The organism is Chitinophaga tropicalis (assembly GCF_009758205.1).
Classification (GTDB): Bacteria; Bacteroidota; Bacteroidia; order Chitinophagales; family Chitinophagaceae; genus Chitinophaga; species Chitinophaga tropicalis.
This window is the reverse complement of the sequence record NZ_WRXN01000004.1, coordinates 187477-206714: the sequence shown is the minus strand read 5'-3', so window position 1 is coordinate 206714 and position 19238 is coordinate 187477. Positions and strand designations below refer to the sequence as shown.

At 47.8% G+C, this 19238-nt stretch carries 13 protein-coding genes; 11 read left to right on the top strand and 2 right to left on the bottom strand.

Annotated elements, in window-relative coordinates; genetic code table 11:
- Positions 1 to 447: 447 nt before the first annotated feature.
- The 9 genes from GO493_RS11290 (at position 448) to GO493_RS11250 (ending at position 14603) form a co-directional block, all read left to right on the top strand.
- Entirely contained in the window at positions 448 to 3723 is a 3276-nt protein-coding gene (locus GO493_RS11290) for a SusC/RagA family TonB-linked outer membrane protein (RefSeq protein WP_157306267.1), read from the top strand.
- A gap of 25 nt (positions 3724 to 3748) precedes the next feature.
- Positions 3749 to 5437 carry a RagB/SusD family nutrient uptake outer membrane protein gene (locus tag GO493_RS11285; RefSeq protein ID WP_157306266.1) on the top strand — a complete coding sequence of 563 codons (1689 nt, stop codon included), beginning with the start codon at positions 3749 to 3751 and terminating at the stop codon, positions 5435 to 5437.
- Positions 5438 to 5449: 12 nt separating this feature from the next.
- The gene (locus GO493_RS11280) at positions 5450 to 8308 is read left to right on the top strand and encodes a SusC/RagA family TonB-linked outer membrane protein (RefSeq protein WP_157306265.1); all 2859 of its coding nucleotides are present in this window, start codon (positions 5450 to 5452) and stop codon (positions 8306 to 8308) included.
- A 17-nt stretch (positions 8309 to 8325) separates the two neighbouring features.
- Positions 8326 to 10005 carry a RagB/SusD family nutrient uptake outer membrane protein gene (locus GO493_RS11275; protein WP_157306264.1) on the top strand — a complete coding sequence of 560 codons (1680 nt, stop codon included), beginning with the start codon at positions 8326 to 8328 and terminating at the stop codon, positions 10003 to 10005.
- Between the two features lie 68 nt (positions 10006 to 10073).
- Positions 10074 to 11159, top strand: coding sequence for a DUF5013 domain-containing protein (locus tag GO493_RS11270; protein ID WP_157306263.1), 1086 nt, complete (start codon positions 10074 to 10076; stop codon positions 11157 to 11159).
- Positions 11156 to 12019, top strand: coding sequence for a glycoside hydrolase family 16 protein (locus GO493_RS11265; protein ID WP_157306262.1), 864 nt, complete (start codon positions 11156 to 11158; stop codon positions 12017 to 12019). The genes GO493_RS11270 and GO493_RS11265 overlap by 4 nt, the downstream gene beginning before the upstream one ends.
- 145 nt (positions 12020 to 12164) lie before the next feature.
- Positions 12165 to 12812, top strand: a complete 648-nt coding sequence (locus GO493_RS11260) for a C40 family peptidase (RefSeq protein ID WP_157306261.1) — start codon at positions 12165 to 12167, stop codon at positions 12810 to 12812.
- 136 nt (positions 12813 to 12948) lie between these two features.
- Positions 12949 to 13713: an FkbM family methyltransferase gene (locus GO493_RS11255; protein WP_157306260.1), complete on the top strand. Its 765-nt coding sequence runs from the start codon at positions 12949 to 12951 to the stop codon at positions 13711 to 13713.
- Positions 13710 to 14603 carry a glycosyltransferase gene (locus GO493_RS11250; RefSeq protein WP_157306259.1) on the top strand — a complete coding sequence of 298 codons (894 nt, stop codon included), beginning with the start codon at positions 13710 to 13712 and terminating at the stop codon, positions 14601 to 14603. Before GO493_RS11255 ends, GO493_RS11250 begins: the two co-directional genes overlap by 4 nt.
- On the opposite strand, the gene GO493_RS11245 is transcribed toward GO493_RS11250, so the two are convergent.
- A complete protein-coding gene (locus GO493_RS11245) occupies positions 14600 to 16096 on the bottom strand; it encodes a lipopolysaccharide biosynthesis protein (protein ID WP_157306258.1) in 1497 nt (498 codons plus the stop codon). The two genes, GO493_RS11250 and GO493_RS11245, sit on opposite strands and share 4 nt — an antisense overlap.
- Before the next feature lie 87 nt (positions 16097 to 16183).
- Here GO493_RS11245 and GO493_RS11240 point away from each other — a divergent pair, with 87 nt between their 5' ends.
- Positions 16184 to 17131 carry a glycosyltransferase family 2 protein gene (locus tag GO493_RS11240; protein WP_157306257.1) on the top strand — a complete coding sequence of 316 codons (948 nt, stop codon included), beginning with the start codon at positions 16184 to 16186 and terminating at the stop codon, positions 17129 to 17131.
- A gap of 6 nt (positions 17132 to 17137) precedes the next feature.
- Positions 17138 to 18142, top strand: a complete 1005-nt coding sequence (locus GO493_RS11235) for a glycosyltransferase family 2 protein (protein ID WP_157306256.1) — start codon at positions 17138 to 17140, stop codon at positions 18140 to 18142.
- Here the strand turns inward: GO493_RS11235 and GO493_RS11230 are convergent.
- On the bottom strand, positions 18137 to 19066 hold the full coding sequence (locus GO493_RS11230; protein WP_157306255.1) for a glycosyltransferase: 930 nt from the start codon (positions 19064 to 19066) through the stop codon (positions 18137 to 18139). The two genes, GO493_RS11235 and GO493_RS11230, sit on opposite strands and share 6 nt — an antisense overlap.
- Positions 19067 to 19238: the final 172 nt, after the last annotated feature.

Sequence of the window (19238 nt, the reverse complement as noted above, 5' to 3'; positions counted from 1 at the left end):
AGGCCGGCCAACATCTCTTTACAGAAATTCGCATTGTCCAAATCATTACATTACTTAGCGGGCCGCAGGCTAACATTTCTTTGCAAAAAATCACGTTATACAAATTCTTTCAGCCGGCCGCAGGCCAAATAAAGCCTCCCGCAAAAAAATCGCTTTGGCCGAAGGCCAAAGCGATTTTTTCCCAATTCCCCCTCTTATAATTGTCAAGATGACATTAGCTAAAATCCGGTTAATATTAGCGAAAAAGGGTAAACCCCCACCTGCATTTTAGTAATAATTTGCCACCGTTACGGGTGAGGGAACTCTATAACTATATTACGTAAACGATTACGTTACAAGACATGCCGGGGATGGTACTGCCCCGGATAGTACTGTATACCCATGATTTTTTCTCTCCTGTATTTGTGAAAACATTTTGTTCAACCAACACAAAAGCCAATTCCATTTATGAAACACCGCATCTTACGTGATTGGATCAATTGCGTAGTCGTCGTTCTGTTGATCTTTCTCCCTGTCGGGAGCATCTACGCCCAGGCACCCCCGCCTGTTACGGTAAAGGGTACCGTCACTTCCGGATCGGAAGTGCTGATTGGCGTTAGCGTTTACCTGAAGAACAACACCAAAGTGGCCGCAAAGACAGATGAGAACGGGAAATTCTCACTGACAGTCCCTCCTGATGGCACACTTATCTTCTCTTTCATTGGTTACAAAAGCAGGGAAGTCAGCGTAATCGGACGTGAACTGATCAACATGAACCTGGAAACGGAAGACAAAGCATTGGGAGAAGTAGTGATAGTAGGCTACGGAAAGCAGAAAGCCCCTACCGTAACCGGCGCTATATCTACTGTCAGCGGGGGAGACCTTGTAGCCACACCCGTCTCCAACATCTCCAATATGCTGATAGGCCGCGCATCCGGTATCAGCGGCGTACAGGCCAGCGGAGAGCCCGGACAGAATGCTACGCGTATAAGAATACGCGGTATAGCAACGCTGAACGGTAAAGACCCGCTCATTGTAATAGATGGTGTACAACAACCGGCTGAACAGCCTTACGTAGTACTGAACGCCATGGACGCTAACGAGATCGAGAACATCAGCGTACTGAAAGATGCCTCCGCTACAGCAGTATATGGTATTCGTGGCGCCAACGGCGTTATCATCGTAACTACAAAAAGAGGAAAGCTGAATAAACCTGTTTTCGGCTTCACTGCCAACAGCGGTTACACCAAAGCCACTTCCGTTCTGCCTATCCTGGGCTCCTATGAATACGCACTGTTCAGGAATGAAGGCGTAAGGAACGCACAGACAGTAGGCAATAACAGCTTCGATAACCTCCTGTTCACAGATGATGAGATCTGGAAATTTAAGAACAACAGGGATTATACTCCGGAGGAAGTAAATGCAATGAGCCTGTCTGAATCAGAGAAACAGTCATTGCTGAACAGCCCTGCGCTATACTATACCTCACACAACTATTACAAGGAAATGTTCGGCGGCACAGGCAAGCAGCAGCAATATAACCTGAACGTTTCCGGTGGCTCCGATAAAGTAAAATACTTTACATCCCTGGGGCATTTCCACCAGGAAGGTATCCTGGCCAATACCAGCTACGGGGGCTCCAATACCAACTCAGACTACCGCCGCTATAACTTCCGCTCCAATTTCGATATAGACGTATTCCGCAACTTCCAGATCAGCGTGAACCTGGCAGGACAATCATCTGTATCCCGCTTCCCGACAGGAGGGTATTCCCCTTCCAACCTGGGCGACAGGTACCAGCTGCTCATCCAGAACATCCTGGAAGGCGCTCCGTTTATCGGCCCCGGTATAGTGAACGGTAAACTGGTGAATGGCTTCATTGGCACTTCCGGCGATGGTATCAATCCGCTTGTATCCAAAGGCGGCAGCGGAGTAGCGCCGCTCACATCCCTGCTGGCATCCAGTGTTGTTACCCAGTACGTAACCACCCTCACCAGCACAGTGAACCTCCGTCACCAGATGGATTACCTCACCCAGGGATTGACAGTAAGCGGTAAAGTTGCTTACGACGATAGCTATACGAAAGGCTTCTACCGCCAGAACAGTATACCGCTGTACAGCGCCATGAGAGATCCCGCTGATCCGAACAATATTATAATGGTAGGCGGACAGCTAAGCCCTTCATCCACATCAGACAACTGGGGCAACGGCTCCTGGCGTAAAGTATACCTCGAAGCGTCTATCGACTACCAGCGGAGTTTTGGCAAGCATAACGTAACAATGCTGGCATTAGGCAACGCACAGAAATATACCGCCAACAGTATGGCATTCAACACGCCATCTGGTCTGATGGGTTTGGTTGGCCGCGCTACCTACAACTTTGACGAGCGCTACCTCCTTGAATTCAGCATGGGCCTGAACGGTACAGAGAACTTCGCCCCCGGCAGGCGCTTCGGCTATTTCCCTGCCGTTTCCGGCGGATGGATAGTATCCCGCGAATCCTTCTTCCCGGAAAATAAATGGGTAACCTGGGTAAAACTCAGAGGCTCCTATGGCGAAGTAGGTAACGACCAGATGGGCAACCGCCGCTACCTCTACCTGCCTAACTCCTGGGGCTCCGGAACGGGTTACTACTTTGGTAACAGCAATGGCTCCAGCTCCAATCCTTCCTACAGCGGCTCTACAGAAACAGCATTGGGCAACCCCATGGTTACCTGGGAAAGAGCCAAAAAGCTCAACCTCTCGGCAGACCTGAAATTCCTTAGCGACCGCTTAGCTGTTACCGGTACCCTGTTTAAGGAAAACCGTAACAACATACTTGTAACATTAGGGACCATACCCGCTACCTATGGCGTGCCTTCCGGCAACGTACCTCCGGCCAACGCAGGTAAAGTGAGCAACAAAGGATACGAAATAGAACTGGGCTGGAATGATGAAATAGGTAAGGTAACTTACTTCCTGAAAGGCAATTTCTCCTATGCTAAGAATACAATAGAAGAAATGGCTGAACCGCCTTACGCCTATAAATGGATGAACCAGACCGGTTATTCCATCGGCCAGTATAAAGGCTATATAACTGACGGATTCTATAATACACAGAAAGAGCTGAATAACCGTCCCTACAATACCAATGGCAACAACGCAAGACTGGGCGATGTCAGGTACAGGGACATAAACGGAGATGGTATTATCAACAACCAGGACATGGTGCCCATTGGCTATTCTAACCTGCCTCGCATAGCCTATAACATCTCTGTAGGGTTCTCCTTTAAAGGATTTGACTTCTCTGCGCTCTTCATCGGTACTGCACAGGGTTCCTTCCCGCAATCCAGCTATGTGCTCAGCACACCGTTCGCCAAGAACGTAGGCGCTGTATTCCAGCCTTACTACGACGGGCACTGGACACCAGAAAAGTATGAGAAAGGGGAGAAGATCACCTATCCGCAGTTCTCTTTTGCAGGTTCCGGTCCCAACAACCTTTTTAGCAATTTCTGGCTGAAACCGAACGACTTCAAAAGGCTTAAGAACCTGGAAATAGGTTATTCCGTACAGAACAGGCGTTTGCTTGCAAGAGCGCATATCAACAGCATCAGGATCTACGCAAATGGCAACAACCTGCTCACCTGGGATACCCAGGTCATGAAAGGTATAGACCCTGAAATGTCTGACGAAGCAAAAGCCAGCATGGGATATATCTATCCGCTTACAAAAACCTTTAACATGGGCCTGAACGTCCAGTTTTAACCATGCACCCAAAAATTATGCACGGATGAAGAACAACATTTACTTTTTACTGCTACTTTCAATGATATGGGGAGGGGTGTCCTGCCAGGATGATTTCCTGCAGATGCCTGTATCCAATACAACTACTACAGATTCTGTATTCTCTACTTCCATAAAAGCCCAGAACGCTATAGCCAATGCCTACCAGAAAGCATTGAACCAGGGCCTGCCTTACCAGGGCAACTGGAACTCGCTCATACAGGACAATATTTCCGGGGCGCTGACCTACGGCTTTTCCTGGACCTGGGGCTATGGCATTGCCACTTCTACCGGCCTTACCGCCAGCGGCAACATTGAGGATATGGACGGCTTTGGCTACAACTTTACCGCCATCAGGCAGGCATACCTGGTGAAGGAAAATATAGATAAGGTGACTGATATGTCAGCGGCCGATAAAGCCGTGGTAAAGGCAGAAATGCAGGCACTGGTGGCCTACAGGTATGAACAGATGTTCATCATGTACGGCGGCGTTCCCATTCTCAGCAAAAGCCTGAATGTCACCGACGATCTTAGCATTCCCCGCGCACCGCTCAAAGAAGTGCTGGACTCTATCATAGCCTGGTGCGATGCAGCTATACCGGTGTTGCCTTCACAATGGCCGGCTACCTGGACAGGCCGGATGACAAAAGCCGCTGCCCAGGCCATTAAAGCCAAAGCGCTGCTGTATGCGGCCAGGCCCCTGTTCAATACCGGCACTCCTTACCTGGACTTTGGCGCCAATAATAACCTGATCTGCCTGGGAAGCACCGATGCCAGCCTCTGGCAACGCGCAGCCACAGCGGCAGAAGACGTGATCCGCGAAGCAGAGACCAACAGCGGAGCAGTGATCATCAATACCGGCAACCCGCTGGACGACTATGGAACCGCCACTTCCACACCTTCAAACCCGGAAGTGCTGCTGGCCTATAAACACCAGGCAGGCGGTATGAACACCTTCTATAACATGCACAACTGGCAGGCATATGGTAATGGCCTTACCAGCAACTACCTGCGCTTCTATTATAAAGCAGATGGCACAGACCAGGCATGGCCTTCCACATCCACCGCGTTTTCAGATTACCTGACCCGCATGCAGGCAATGGAGCCACGCTTCAAAGCCTGTTTCCAGGCCTGGGAAATAAATGCCTGGAACAACCCGAATGATAACAACTGGAGCACACAGAAACTCTTCCAGTGGCAGGCCAACTACTGTGCCTTCCCGGTGAAATTCTATTATAAAGCAGGTACCCGCTCCTGGTTCGAATTCCCCATCTTCCGCCTGGCAGCTGCTTACCTGAGCGCCGCCGAAGCATATAACGAAGTGGGACAAACCACAGAAGCGCTGCAGCGCCTCAACGTGATCCACTTAAGGGCCGGCCTTCCCGCTATAACAGAAACAGATAAGGACAAACTGAGAAGCATCATTCAGCGGGAATGGGCGGTCGAGTTCTTCGATGAGAACTACTGGCTGCACGATATCAAACACTGGAAACGGAGTGACATTGGTAACGGCCTGATTGGCGGACCTATCCGCGCCCTGCACTTCAACAGCAAGGCAGGCGGAAAACTGAGCGGCAATACAGATTATGAAGAGGCGACATTATACCAGGGCTTCTGGGCGCCCCGCCAGTATCTGAACCCCTTCCCGCAAACAGAGATCAACAAAGGCACCCTTATCCAGAATCCGGGTTATTAAAAAAACTGTAACATGAATTTCAGAATTCTCACCTTAAAAATACCGGCGCTGCTATGTTTATTCTTTAACAGCGCCACCGCACAACACCGTGCTGATACAGGCAATACAAGCGTGTATGAACCCGGTGCATTGCTGCAGGTGAAAGCGGCATCCTCTACGGCGGCAGTATCTACCGTAACAGGCAGCAGGCTTTATAGCACCCCTTCAGCCAACATCACCAATACACTATATGGAAAGCTGCCAGGCCTGATCGTAGAACAAGGCTCCGGCGAGCCTGGCTATGACGTGGCAAATATGTACATGAGAGGCATGGGCACTTACGATAATACAGACCTCACCATCTACGTAGACGGCTTCCAGGTAACACAGTCTTATTTCCAGTACCTGTCGCCCTCAGAAATAGCCTCTGTGAGCATCCTCAAAGATGCCGCTGCACTGGCCACCTTCGGCATGAGAGGCGCCAATGGCGTACTCTGGGTAGTGACAAAAAGAGGCCCTGTAAGCAAACCCTCCGTACAGTTCCAGGTAAGGCAGGGCATACAACAGGCTACACACATCAACAAGCCGTTAAGGTCTTATGACTATGCCCGCCTGTACAACCAGGCTATCAGCAATGACGCCTATTCCCGCAATGGCAACAGCTATGTATGGTCGCCCAAATATTCAAATGATCAGCTGCAGGCATACAAGAACGGTACTGATACAGACGTTGACTGGTACGATGAAGCGCTGAAAGGAAGCACACCATATACAGACGCCAATGTTATCTTTAACGGCGGCGATACCGCTACCAGGTACATGCTGGTACTGGACTACATGAAGAACAGGGGATTGTATGACGTTGCCTCCAACGCATCTGCTTCCAACGCTCAGATACAGCGTTTCAACCTGCGTGCTAACCTGGACTTCAGCTTCTTTAAGGTCTTCGAAGCAAAGGTAGACCTGGGCGGAAGGATTGAAGACAGGAGATATCCCAATATTAACGGGTCTGCCTTATGGAACATTCTGGCTTCCTATCCATCCAACATCTATCCCGTTAAAGATAAAACAGGCAACTGGTCAGGTACCACTGTTTACCCTAACAACCCCGTTGCCATGCTGAAAGCCCTGGGCTGGATGTCAACGCACGACAGGACCCTCCAGGCCAATTTCAACCTGAAAGAAAAACTGGACTTCATCACACCAGGCCTCTACCTGAATGAAGCAGTTTCTTTCAACACATGGACACGGAACACCTCCAGCAAAACAGCCACTTTTGCCAGGTTCTACAACGGTGTCAGAACTACTACAGATGTAACGACAGACCTGGTAGCTAATGGCAGCTCGCCCTCCAACCAGAACGACTGGAAACAGGCAGATCTCACAATCGGGTATGACCGTACTTTTGGTAAACACGCGTTCTCCGCTGCTGTGAACTACTTTGCCAGCAACTTCGTGGAAGACTGGAACGGCGTATTCAACGGTATAGGTGAGAATACAGGTAATAATATCTTCCACCACTATACCAATACCAGCGGCAGACTGCATTACGCGTATGACGACCGCTACATAGCAGAATTCGGATTCAGCTACAGCGGTTCCGATAACTATGCACCAAACAACCGCCACGGATTTTATCCTGCTGTTTCCGCCGGATGGATCATCTCAAATGAAAACTTCCTTAAAGATAATGGAGTGGCCAGCTACCTGAAGCTGCGTGCATCCGTAGGAAAAACAGGTAATGAAAACTCTAACTACGGCAGATATCTCTATCAGCAGTACTATAGCACCAACGGTACATTCTACACCGGCAACAACGGCCTTACCAGCAATCCTGGCATAGCGCCCGCCTACGTAGCCAACCCTGACATCTTCGCTGAACAGAGCATGAAATATAACGTGGGAGCAGACGCCGTACTTTTCCATAACCTCAGCGTAACAGCAGAAGTGTTTATAGACAAACGCAGCAACATCGTTACCTACGACAGCCGTTCCTATATGGCTACACTGGGCTCAGATTTTATGTTCCGCAACATGGGTAAAGTAACCAATAAAGGAGCAGAACTGGCTGTAAACTATAATGGCCAGGCCGGGAAAATAGGCTACACCATAGGCGGTATGGCCACGTATGTAAAGAATAAAGTGAACGAGTGGGGTGAAATTGCTCCTGTAAATGCCTTCAGCAAAACAACCGGTCATGCTATAGGAACGCCGATAGGCCTGGTAGCAGACGGCTTCTATCAGCTGGAAGACTTCAACCCCGACGGTTCTCTGGTAGCCGGACAGCCCGTACCAACCTTCGGTGCAGTACAACCAGGCGATCTGAAATACCGTGACCTCGATAACAGCGGGTTCATCGATCAGAACGATGTAACTAAGATCGGTAATCCAGCTTTACCATCACTTTACTACTCCTTCAACGCCGGTATCAACTACCAGGGCTTTGACTGCCAGGTGTTCTTCCAGGGGGCAGCAGGAGGCGACTATAACCTGGGCTCCGCTACCCAGCAGGTAATGGCTTTCACAAACAACAGCAACGCATATGCTATCGCAAACGGTGCATGGGCTTACTATCCTGACCAGGGAATAGATACCCGGAAAACAGCTACATATCCCAGGCTTACAACACAGGCCAACATCAACAACTTCCGCAATTCCAGCTTCTGGTTAAAGAAGAACAACTTCCTGAGAATAAGGAATATCGAGTTGGGATATTCATTGCCGCCAGCTACATTAAAACGTATGCACCTGACAGCTTTAAGGATCTTCCTGAACGCAACCAACCCGGTTACATGGAGCAGCCTCCTGAGAGATTATAACATAGACCCTGAAACACCTGCTGGTTATCCGGGACTGAAAACATACACCGGTGGCATGACACTGGCTTTCTGATCAATAAAATACCAGTTATGAATTTAAGATCCGGTATCATCATTATCATTATATCCGTGCTGGCAGGAGCCTGTTCAAAGGACTTCCTCAACACAAAGATCGATACGTCACAGACTGACAGTACAATCAATTCCAATTACAACACATTATTCTCACTGGCTAATGCACCTTATGCACATCTCAGGAACGGGTTTTATACGCTTGATATGAACCTGTTTGCTGCGGCTACAGATGAAGCAGAACAGACTTCTCCTTTGTCATCAGCAATACTGTTCAACCAGGGTAGCTGGAATGCCTCCAGCAACCCGGATAACTTTTACAGCCTTTACTATGAAGGCATCAGGGCAGCCAGTAAGTTCATCGAACATTCGGTGAATTACAAGACCATCCTCGGCGCCAACAGGGATACTATCTCTGCTGCCGGAAAGGTGAGCTTTAAGAATGATGTGCAGAATATAGCCTGGTTCAGGGGAGAAGCACATATTCTCCGGGCCTGGTATTATTTTGAGCTGTCAAAGCGTTACGGCGGCGTACCGCTGGTTACAAAAGTGTTGTCAACATCAGATAATACCGATATCCCCGCCTCACCGTATGACAGCATCATCAGTTTTATTGTGAAAGAAGTAGATCTGTATGCTGACAGCCTGCAGGCTAACTGGAAAACCTCTTCTTTTGCCAACTACGACGGCCGTTTTACCAAAGGCGTAGCACTCGCCTTAAAAGCCAGGGCCCTCGTATTTGCAGCCAGCCCGCTGCATAACCCAACGGCCGACGTTACCCGCTGGCAGAAGGCGGCAGAAGCAGTAAATAACCTGGTCGTATTTGCAAAAGGCGCAGGCAATTACAGCTTGGCTACAGATTACGTTAACTACTTCCTTCAGAATAATTCGGTGACCAGCAACGAGACCATCTACGCCATCAGGGCCCAGGCCTCAAATGCACCGGAGGTTTTTAATTACCCGATAGGTACTTCCGGCGGACAAAGCGGCGTAACGCCTTCACAGAACCTGGTGGAGGCCTATGAATATACCGGCACTCCGGATCCGCAGAACCCATATGCCAACAGGGACCCGCGACTGGCTTATTCCATCGTTACAAACAACAGCACCTGGAATGGCCGTACCATCGACGAATCTGCCGGAGGTACAGACGATATGGCCAATCTCAACAGCAGCAGGACCGGTTACTATCTCAAAAAATTCCTGAACAGTAACCTGAACCTGGTACAGAACCAGACAGTAGTACATCACTGGGTGATGATCAGGTATGCAGAAGTGCTGCTGGAATATGCAGAAGCCATGAATGAAGCATATGGCCCTGATAACGATAACGGCTATGGTATGACCGCCCGCGCTGCCATCAATATGGTAAGGGCCCGTACCGGCGTAGCTATGCCGGCGGTAACTGCTGCAGGTCAGGAAGACTTCAGAGCCGCCGTTAAACATGAACGCAGAATAGAACTGGCTTTTGAAGATTACCGCTACTGGGACCTCCTGCGCTGGAAAGATGCCGCCACAGCATTAAATACGCCACTGAAAGGAGTAAGGGTTACAAAAACAGGTACCGGCAGCTTTACGTATGAGGTATTCAACGTAGAGAACAGGGTATTTGATGCAACGAAAATGTACTACTACCCATTCCCACAGTCAGAGATCAGCAAATCAGGCGGTATACTGAAACAGAATCCCGGCTGGTGATCAACAGGAAATTTCTTCTGTTTGTCCGCCGTAGGCGGACAAACTATAAAAGCTCAAATTGCGAGAATATGAAAAAATTACCCATCAACCTCCTGTACATCCTTCTCTGTACAGTCTTCATATTATCCTGCAACAAACAGGATGAGGAATATGGCATCCCTAATATATACATGCCACAGGCAGTAAATATTTCAGGCGGTATCAACGCAAATTACCCCGTTCCGTCAGGTACGGACTCTTCCAATTACAACTATATCCTTGACAAGGAAAAAAATAAGGTGAATGTGATCCTGGGCGTTGCCCGTTCCGGTATGCAGGCGGGCAGCGCCTTTACCGTAAATATCGTAACCAACACAGATACGGTGAACTACCTGGTAACCGGTGGCGTTATGGGCGCTAACAGTATGCTCATGCCTGCCTCAATGTACACCCTGCCATCAAGCGTAGACGTAGCTGCCGGTCAGCGGGGAGAAACCTTCGACCTCTCCCTCGATATTAATGAGTTGAAGAAACCTGAATACGCCGGTAAAAAGCTGGTGCTGGCCGTATCTATAAAAAGCACAGGCAAGTATACAGTAGCTGCCGCTTCAGCCACCACTATTGTAACAGTGGATGTGGATGCCCTGGTAATAGGCCCGGCGGTAGACGTCACATCCTCATACCTGAAGAATACCGGACAGCCCTTCATAGCTGCAGCTATGAGCTCCGGCGGCCGCTGGGGTACCCTGGCCGATTGGACTGCCAACACCGCAGCTAAAAGCCACGGCGGGTTTGGCGGTTTTGCCAGCGATGCCGGCGGTACCATGAACATGGAATCCGGCTGGGGCTCTCCCCGTATCTACAACGGGAAGATCTACCAGTCCGTTACCCTGCCTGCCGGTACCTATACCTTTGATGCCTCCAGTATGGACTGGCAGGGTACCAAAGACCCGGCATACATCATAGCAGCTCCGAAAATGGATACTATACCTGACTACAGCAATGTAACAGGAAATACCGCCATTTACGCTACGCCCTTCACTGCTCCGAAGATAACTTTTGAGCTGGACGAGCCTACACAGGTCACTTTCGGATTCGTTGTAAATTACGTACAGGATGAACAGGGATTCAAGATCCTTTCCATAAAGCTTTATAACTATCCAAAACATCTATGATAAGAGAGAAAACAGCATACGGTTGCCTGGCTTTATTACTCTGTGGCGCTTTATATGGTTGCAGTCCTTCGAAAGGCAAGCCGCTGGCTGCCACCCCCGAAGGATATAAACTGGTATGGGCAGACGAGTTCAATAAAGACGGCGCGCCGGATCCTGCCAACTGGACCTACGAGAACGGATTTGTCCGCAATGAGGAACTGCAATGGTATCAGCCGGAAAATGCCCGTTGTAAGAAAGGGCTGCTGGTTATCACCGTCAAAAGGGAAAAGAAACCCAACCCTCTCTATGAAGAAGGCAGCAAAGATTGGCGTAAGAAAAGACAATACATTGAATACACCGGCGCCTGCCTGAAAACACCCGGTCTCCACAGCTGGCAATACGGCCGTTTTGAAATGAGAGGCCGCATCAGCACCGATGCGGGTCTATGGCCTGCCTGGTGGACGCTGGGAGAGAAAGGGGAATGGCCTTCAAACGGTGAGATAGACATCATGGAATACTATAAAGGAGGCCTGCTGGCCAATATCGCCTGTGGCACTTCCAAAAGGTATCATGCAGAATGGTACAGTAAGATCAGCAAACTGGATTCCCTCGGCGGGAAAACCTGGGCGGATAAATTCCATGTATGGCGGATGGATTGGGACGAAACCGCTATAGCACTGTACGTGGACGATGTGCTGCTCAACAGGGTGCCTATGGAAAAACTGGCCAACAAGGACGGAACAGGTATCAATCCCTTTAAACAACCACATTATATGCTGCTGAATTTCGCAATAGGAGGAATGAATGGCGGAGACCCTGCCAATACCACTTTCCCCCGGCATTTTGAAGTGGATTATGTGAGGGTGTACCAGCGGCAGTAACAAAGCTAACAGATTGAAAAACAGGAGGTCTTCCGAAGGGTGTAAACCAGTCGAAAGACCTCCTTTGTTATTGGTAGATTGGGATAAACACTTTAAAAACAATTATTATTTAGTAACTTGTCCCGGTTTTTAACCAACGGCACTTATGATTGATAGGAAATGGCTTTTATGGGTGGTAGCTATATTATGCGTGCAGCTGGCTAGCTCCTGTTCCTCACTGAAAAAAACAACAGCGGGCAGGAATAGCTCCTCAAAGAACAATACAGAATTTCTGGACGGGCTGACTATCCATGGAAACAACTATAACAGCAGCAGCCGGCCAACCGGCAGCCCCCTGAAATTTACTGCCTCCAGCTCCCAACTGGAAAATGCTCCTTTATGGCAGTTCAAATACGCTCAGATGCTGGACGTGCGGGTGGAAACAGTGCTGAACACAACGTTGTTCGCCTTTATTGAAGATTGGTGGGGCACTCCCTATGTATATGGCGGAAAGAACAAGAACGGAGTAGACTGCTCCGGTTTTACCAACAACCTCCTCGCATCCGTATTCAGGATAAACAGCGCCGGCAGCTCCGCCCAGCTGTATGACAAATCCCGGAAAATAAGCAATAACCAGATGAGGGAAGGAGACCTGGTTTTCTTTAAGACCAACGGAAAAAGTATTTCACATGTTGGAGTTTACCTGAATAATGATAAGTTTGTACACGCTTCCACCAGCATGGGAGTGATGATCAGTGATCTGAACGAAACCTACTGGAAAAAGTATTTTGCCGGTGCCGGACGCATAGAATAGCCCGGAAATAAAAGGAAACGGATCTCTGATCAGCGTAACAATCAACCCTGAAGGTTGAACACGTTTATTACTATATCCTATGAAAATTTCAGGCTGGAATTTTGCTTGGGACTAACAGTATTAAAAGTGAACAATTATGTTACTGAAGCACAGGATCCTCTTATGGAGGTTAAAATTAGTTAATAAGTCGGGAGATCATCAATCGTTGAAACGCGTGAAAATAGGCCACAGTACTGTAACTTACAGGAAAAGTGAAGAAGTGATGCACGCCTACAGGGAAATTTTCAGGGATGGTTCTTACACTTTTAAAACTACATCAGATAAACCCCTTATCCTCGATTGTGGTGCACACATCGGGATGAGTGTGGTGTTTTTTAAACAGTTATTCCCTGCTGCCAGGATCATTGCATTTGAACCGGACAAAGAAAATTTTTACCTCCTGTCTGAAAATGCAAAACAGTTCTCTGATATCACCCTTCAGCAGAAAGCTGTCTGGGTCCATAACGACGGGGTAGTATTTGAGGAAACAGGAGATATGTCCAGCCATATTGATACAAGTGCAAAAGCCACTACAGGAGGTATTCCCAGCGCCCGTTTGTACGATTACCTGGACCAGCCGGTAGATATGCTGAAAGTAGACATTGAAGGCGCAGAGCTGGATGTCCTGTGGGATTGCAAGGACCGCCTGCATAACGTGAAGAACCTGTTCGTGGAATTTCATGGTAATGCAGAAGAGCCTCAGAGACTGGAATCGTTATTATCCCTCTTCCGGGAACTCAATATATCCTATTATATCAAGCAGGCCAATGACTGGGCCCCCCTGCCTTTCGTGAATATGAAACTAAACGGTGGCTGGGATGTACAGTTGAATATTTTCTGCATCAATAAGTCTTCTGAATGATATCTGTTGTAATCTGCTCTGCCAACGCTGCCCGTACCATACAAGTCCGCGAAAACATCGCTGCCACCATCGGAGTAGCGCATGAGATCATTGTGATCAGCAACGCAAAAGAACTGGGAGGTATGTGTGCCGGATATAACACCGGTGCAGGGAAAGCTGCTTACGACTTCCTGTGCTTTGTCCATGACGATGTAGAATTCCTGACAAACGACTGGGGGAAAGAACTGATAGCAGGTTTCAGCCAGGATACCCGTTTAGGCCTTATCGGCATTGCCGGCAGCCGTTACAAGAGCAAAACATTGTCCGGCTGGTGGACAGGCTTACCGGAGGCCGACTGCTGCTCCATCTTTCAGCGTACCCCCAAAGGCAATAACCGCAGGATCACATTACGTCCTCCGGGCATGGAAGGCAAAAGGATACCTGTCCGCACATTAGACGGTGTATTACTCTGTATGCCTAAAAAGGTCTGGCAGCAATATCCATTCAACACTAAGCTGAAAGGGTTTCATTTTTACGACCTGGATATCAGCCTCCGTATTTCACAACAATACACCGTTGCCGTAGCGTATAACATTGACCTGGTACATTTTTCCCCCGGCGGCTTTGGCGATGAATGGATACAGGGCGCTATCCGCTTTCATGAACAGGAGAGCGAAGTTGCCTTGCCATGTAGTATAGATGGCATTACATCTGATGAACAGGAAAGAAAAGTGTGTTTCTCATGGCTCCAGCGCCTGCGGCTGGAGCATATCTCAAAAGCTAATAGAGAACGCTGGGTAGAGGCCTCCGGCGCCCGGAACTTTCCCGGCAGCAAACGCTATATTGCCGGGTTTTTCTTCCCCTATATTGCGCAATTGAAGATGAAGCTGATTGCTTTATTGAGCCGCTAATTCCTGCCCGCCAGGTTTCTTATTCTCTTCTTGATAGTACCAAATACCTGCTGTACATCCTCAGACACCCTGAGCTGTAAGATCAGGTAGCCATATATCCCTGCAAACAGCGCAGAACGTACTATCATATTCAGAAGAGGATTAGAGAAGTTGATGGTAAAATGCACCAGCGCATATACTACCACCGGGATAACAAGAGCCACTAACGTTTTATACGAGAATGGTTGCAGGTTGTATACTTTCAGCAGGAACCCGAAACGTAACGCGTTAAAGATAGTGCGGGATAACAATGTAGCACAGGCTGCCCCTATCATACCAAATTCCTTTATCAGTATATAGGTGAGGGGAATAGTACATGCCAGCAGTATAATATTTGAATACAGCTCAAATTTCCATCTCCTTGAAGTGATGATAATAGCACTGTTCAGCCCTGTTCCCATTTCCACGATCTGCTGCAACCCCAGGATAAGCACCACCGGTTTACCCAATAAATAGATCGGATCTGTCTTTACCATTCTGAAGAGGTCGTCATAATTCAGCCAGATCATGGTGAATATAAAAGTGGAGGCTATCAGCAGGTTCAATGAAGTTTTACGGTACACACTGGCCAGTTTGAACATATCCTTATCTTTCCATGCCTGTGAAATGACAGGACTGGCTATACTGGTGGCTGTTCGCTGTGGCACTACAATAATAGAGGTAATGTACTGCGATATCATAAAAACAGCAGCAAAATCCAATCCCTTGAGACTGGAAATAACAATAGCATCTATCGTTGTACTTAGTATCGTGATGACATTACCCCCCAGTATGAACAGGGAATAAGGCAGCATCTTCTTCCACAATCTTTTGGTCAATGTGCTGATCCTGAAAGACATGTTCAGCTCCTTCTTATACATCAGGTAAAACAGCAGTATAAAAAATATCCCTGCATATTGCCAGCTGAAAAGATGTGCGTATATGTGAAAACTGATGATCCCACCAAGAAAGAGGAATATCAGGATGGTATTAAAGAATCTGAAAGCTACTTCTTTCAGGAAGTTGGATAACGGCGCTTTCTGCAGGTTCCATGTCTCTGCCTCCAGTACCTGGAACATGGTCAGGAAGAAGGCCAGGGGATAGGCCAGGAAAAAGTAGTTGACCAGCAAAGGCGATTTGCCCGAGAATTTACGTATGATTGTAGGCTCCAGTATAGTGTGGAGCGCCATTAATATTAAAAAACCAACAGTTGAAATAGCGAATGCAATGGTGAGCAGGTCGCTTTTCTGTTCTTTATGATGACTGCGGTAATAAGGATAGAACTTTGTTACCACTGTATTGCTACCCAATAAGGTAAAACTGCTGAAAAGCACGGCAATATCCAGCAAAACACGGGTTAAACCTACCTGTTCCGGTTTGAATTTGAAGTAAAGAAAGGTGTTCAGCGCTCCTAAAAGAAATCCGACATAAATAAAGATCGTTGTGATAATACCCTTTTTCCTGATGGTACTCATATTTTAAAAGCCACTGTTTAAAGATTAAAGGTATTCATAAATCCGGATTATTTATCTTGCGCTCTGCTATCAAATATAGTGCCTTATATGAACGCGGATAAGATTAAAGTTTCTGTATGTATACCTGCCTATAAGCAGGTAGACTACCTGCGTCGCCTGCTTGACTCCCTGGTTACGCAGACTGTTACAGGCATGGAGGTGATCATTACGGACGATAGCCCGGACAATAGTGTCGAGCAACTGGCGCAGCAATACACAGATAAACTGCCATTGCATTATTACCGTAACACCCCTGCCAAAGGCATGCCCGCTAACTGGAACACGGTGCTGGACCTGGCTAAAGGCGAGTATATCAAGATCATGCATGACGATGACTGGTTTGCTCAGCCTCATTCCCTGGCGGAGCTGTGTGAAGCCCTGGACCATCATCCGGAGGTAGATATGGCCTATTCTGCTTACTATAATTACTATATAGATACCGGCACTACAAAACTGATGACCTCTCCCGGCTGGTTCCGGAAAGCCTTCAGCAAAGCGCCGGTAAATGTGCTGTTCGATAACCTGGTAGGCCCGCCCAGCGTGATGATACATCGCAATAAACCGGAATACCGCTACGATGTAAAAGTGCGGTGGACGGTAGACGTGGATTTTTACATCCGCCTCCTGCACAAACATCCCGGCTATGTTTATATAGAAGAACCGCTCTGCTATGTAGGAATGGGGAAGGAGCAGATTACACAGGAAGTGCATAATGTAAGGAATGTGGTCATCCCCGAATACTTTTACGTATTGCAGAAATTAGGGGATAGGCCCTTCAGAAGCATTCTCGTTTACGATTTCCTCTGGCGACTACTGCGTAACATGCGTATCCGTAGTGAAGCAGATATCCGGGATGCAGGTTATACCGGCAACTTGCCACAGGTAACCCATTACATACTAAGCTGGCAACGCCTGTTTCCTTTAAGCTGGCTGCGTATAGGCCCATTATCAAAGCTGCTGATGGCCTTCTCATTCCTTTTTGCTCCTAAAAAATAAAGCTGCATGCAATTATCTGTTATCATTGTCAACTATAATAGTCACGGGCTCATCATTGATTGTATCGATTCCATCATCAGGGAAACGAAAGATATCAGCTATGAGGTGATTGTAGTCGATAATCAGTCTGCCGCTGGCAGTCTGCAGAAAATAGTGCAGGCCCATCCAATGGTAAAAGCCATTGAAATGGGCTATAACAGCGGCTTTTCCCGTGCCAATAACGCCGGGCTGCATGCAGCGCAGGGTGACTGCCTGCTGCTGCTCAACCCCGATACCATTATCCTGGACAGGGCGCTGGACAAATGCGTGCCCCGTTTCATGAACAGCCAGCATGTAGCCTGTGGTGTGCAATTGTTGAACCTTGATCATACTACCCAGATCTCGGGCAACTATTTCATGAAAGGCGGTATCAATCATTTACTGCCATTACCATACTGGGGCGCAGTTTTACGCTGGGTAGGCTATCGTCTGAAAACAAAAGTGCCTAATGTGCAGGTAGCATCGGCAGTGCATGAAGTAGATTGGATCAGCGGGGCTTTTCTCATGGTGAAACATAGTACGCTGGAAAAGGCAGGATATATGGATGAAGATTTCTTCCTTTACGCAGAAGAAGTGGAATGGTGCAGCCGTATTAAAAAGCAGGGCGTGCTGGCTATCTACGGAGATATTAACGTAATACATCTCCAGGGAGAAACTACGGGAGATGCTTTTGGCTCTGAAGAAAAAGGGTATTACGGACTATATGATAAGAAAGGGTTACAGCTGATGTTGTCCAATCACTTACGTGTGCGTAAGCAGTTTGGCGTGTTCTGGTACTTCTTCCTGTTGCTGAACTACACATTCGCCATCCCTGTATTCTTTATATGCAGCATACTGGAAGGCATTTTTCGTTTAAAGAACCCTTTCCGTTTTATGCCACAGATATGGGGACTTACAAAGAACGTGTTCCGCCTCTGGTGCCTGACGCCCACTATCATCAGTAACAAACCTCACTTCTATAAGGTATTATGATTCCGGCAGATGAGCCGGCTCCATAAACCCTTTCAATACATCTATACGGAACTGTATCACAGGCCAGGACTTGGCTGGCTTGCCTTGCAGAAGGTAATATCCGCCTATCACCACTGATGCGCCCAGCTTGAACATATATTCTACCCATTTATTAAAAACGGCCTTCTTTCCTTTCACCGTCATACGTACCTTCTCACCACGGCCTACGCCGGAAGCAACACGATACATATATTCTGAAGTAAGCTTTTTCACTTCTACCACATGATGTACGATCACTGACGGATCATAATAGATGATACCACCTCTTTCTATCAGTTTATAAAAGAACTCTTTGCCTTCCCCGCCAATACGAAGCGTACCCTTTACTCCCGGCAGACTGGTATTGAATCCCTTTACCGCAAAGAAATCGTCCCGGCGTACTATCATATTCGATTCCAGCGGATAACGTCCGTTCTCGAATGGTTTGGTTACAGGGCTGTAGTCAAAATTACCTACCAGCGCAGATACGTAGTGAGACATCCACTTAGGCTCTGCCGGTATATATCTTGGGATGATACGGCCTCCCAGGCCGGTGGCATCCGGGTGTTGTTCAAAGAAGGTGATGATATTGCCCAGGTAATCCGGAGTAGCTACAGCATCATCATCCATACAGCATATCAGCGCCCCTTTAGACTTCTCAGCTCCTGTATTCCGTGCATAGGAGGCGCCCTGGCGGGTTTCCAGGTAGTAATACAGCTGCATGTCAGGATGTGAGGCAATATAAGCCTTTACTTTTTCGGCAGTGTTGTCTTTACTGTTATTGTCGACTACCAGTACCTCAAAACGTTGTTTATCAATATTCTGTTTATAGAGGCTATCTATAGCTTCTATGATATAGGCTTCTCTGTTATATGAGCATATGACTACTGATATCGCTATCTCCATGTTCTGGTTTTATTCAGTTTTAATCTTTAAAAATTACTTTAACCGGCCGCAGGGCTATCAGGTCCTCTTCTCAAAAAATCTCCTTAGTCGGCCGCCGGCTGCTAAACCTCCCTTTCACAAATCACTTTAACCGGCTTTAAACCATCTGAATTTTTTCGAAAAATCACTTTAG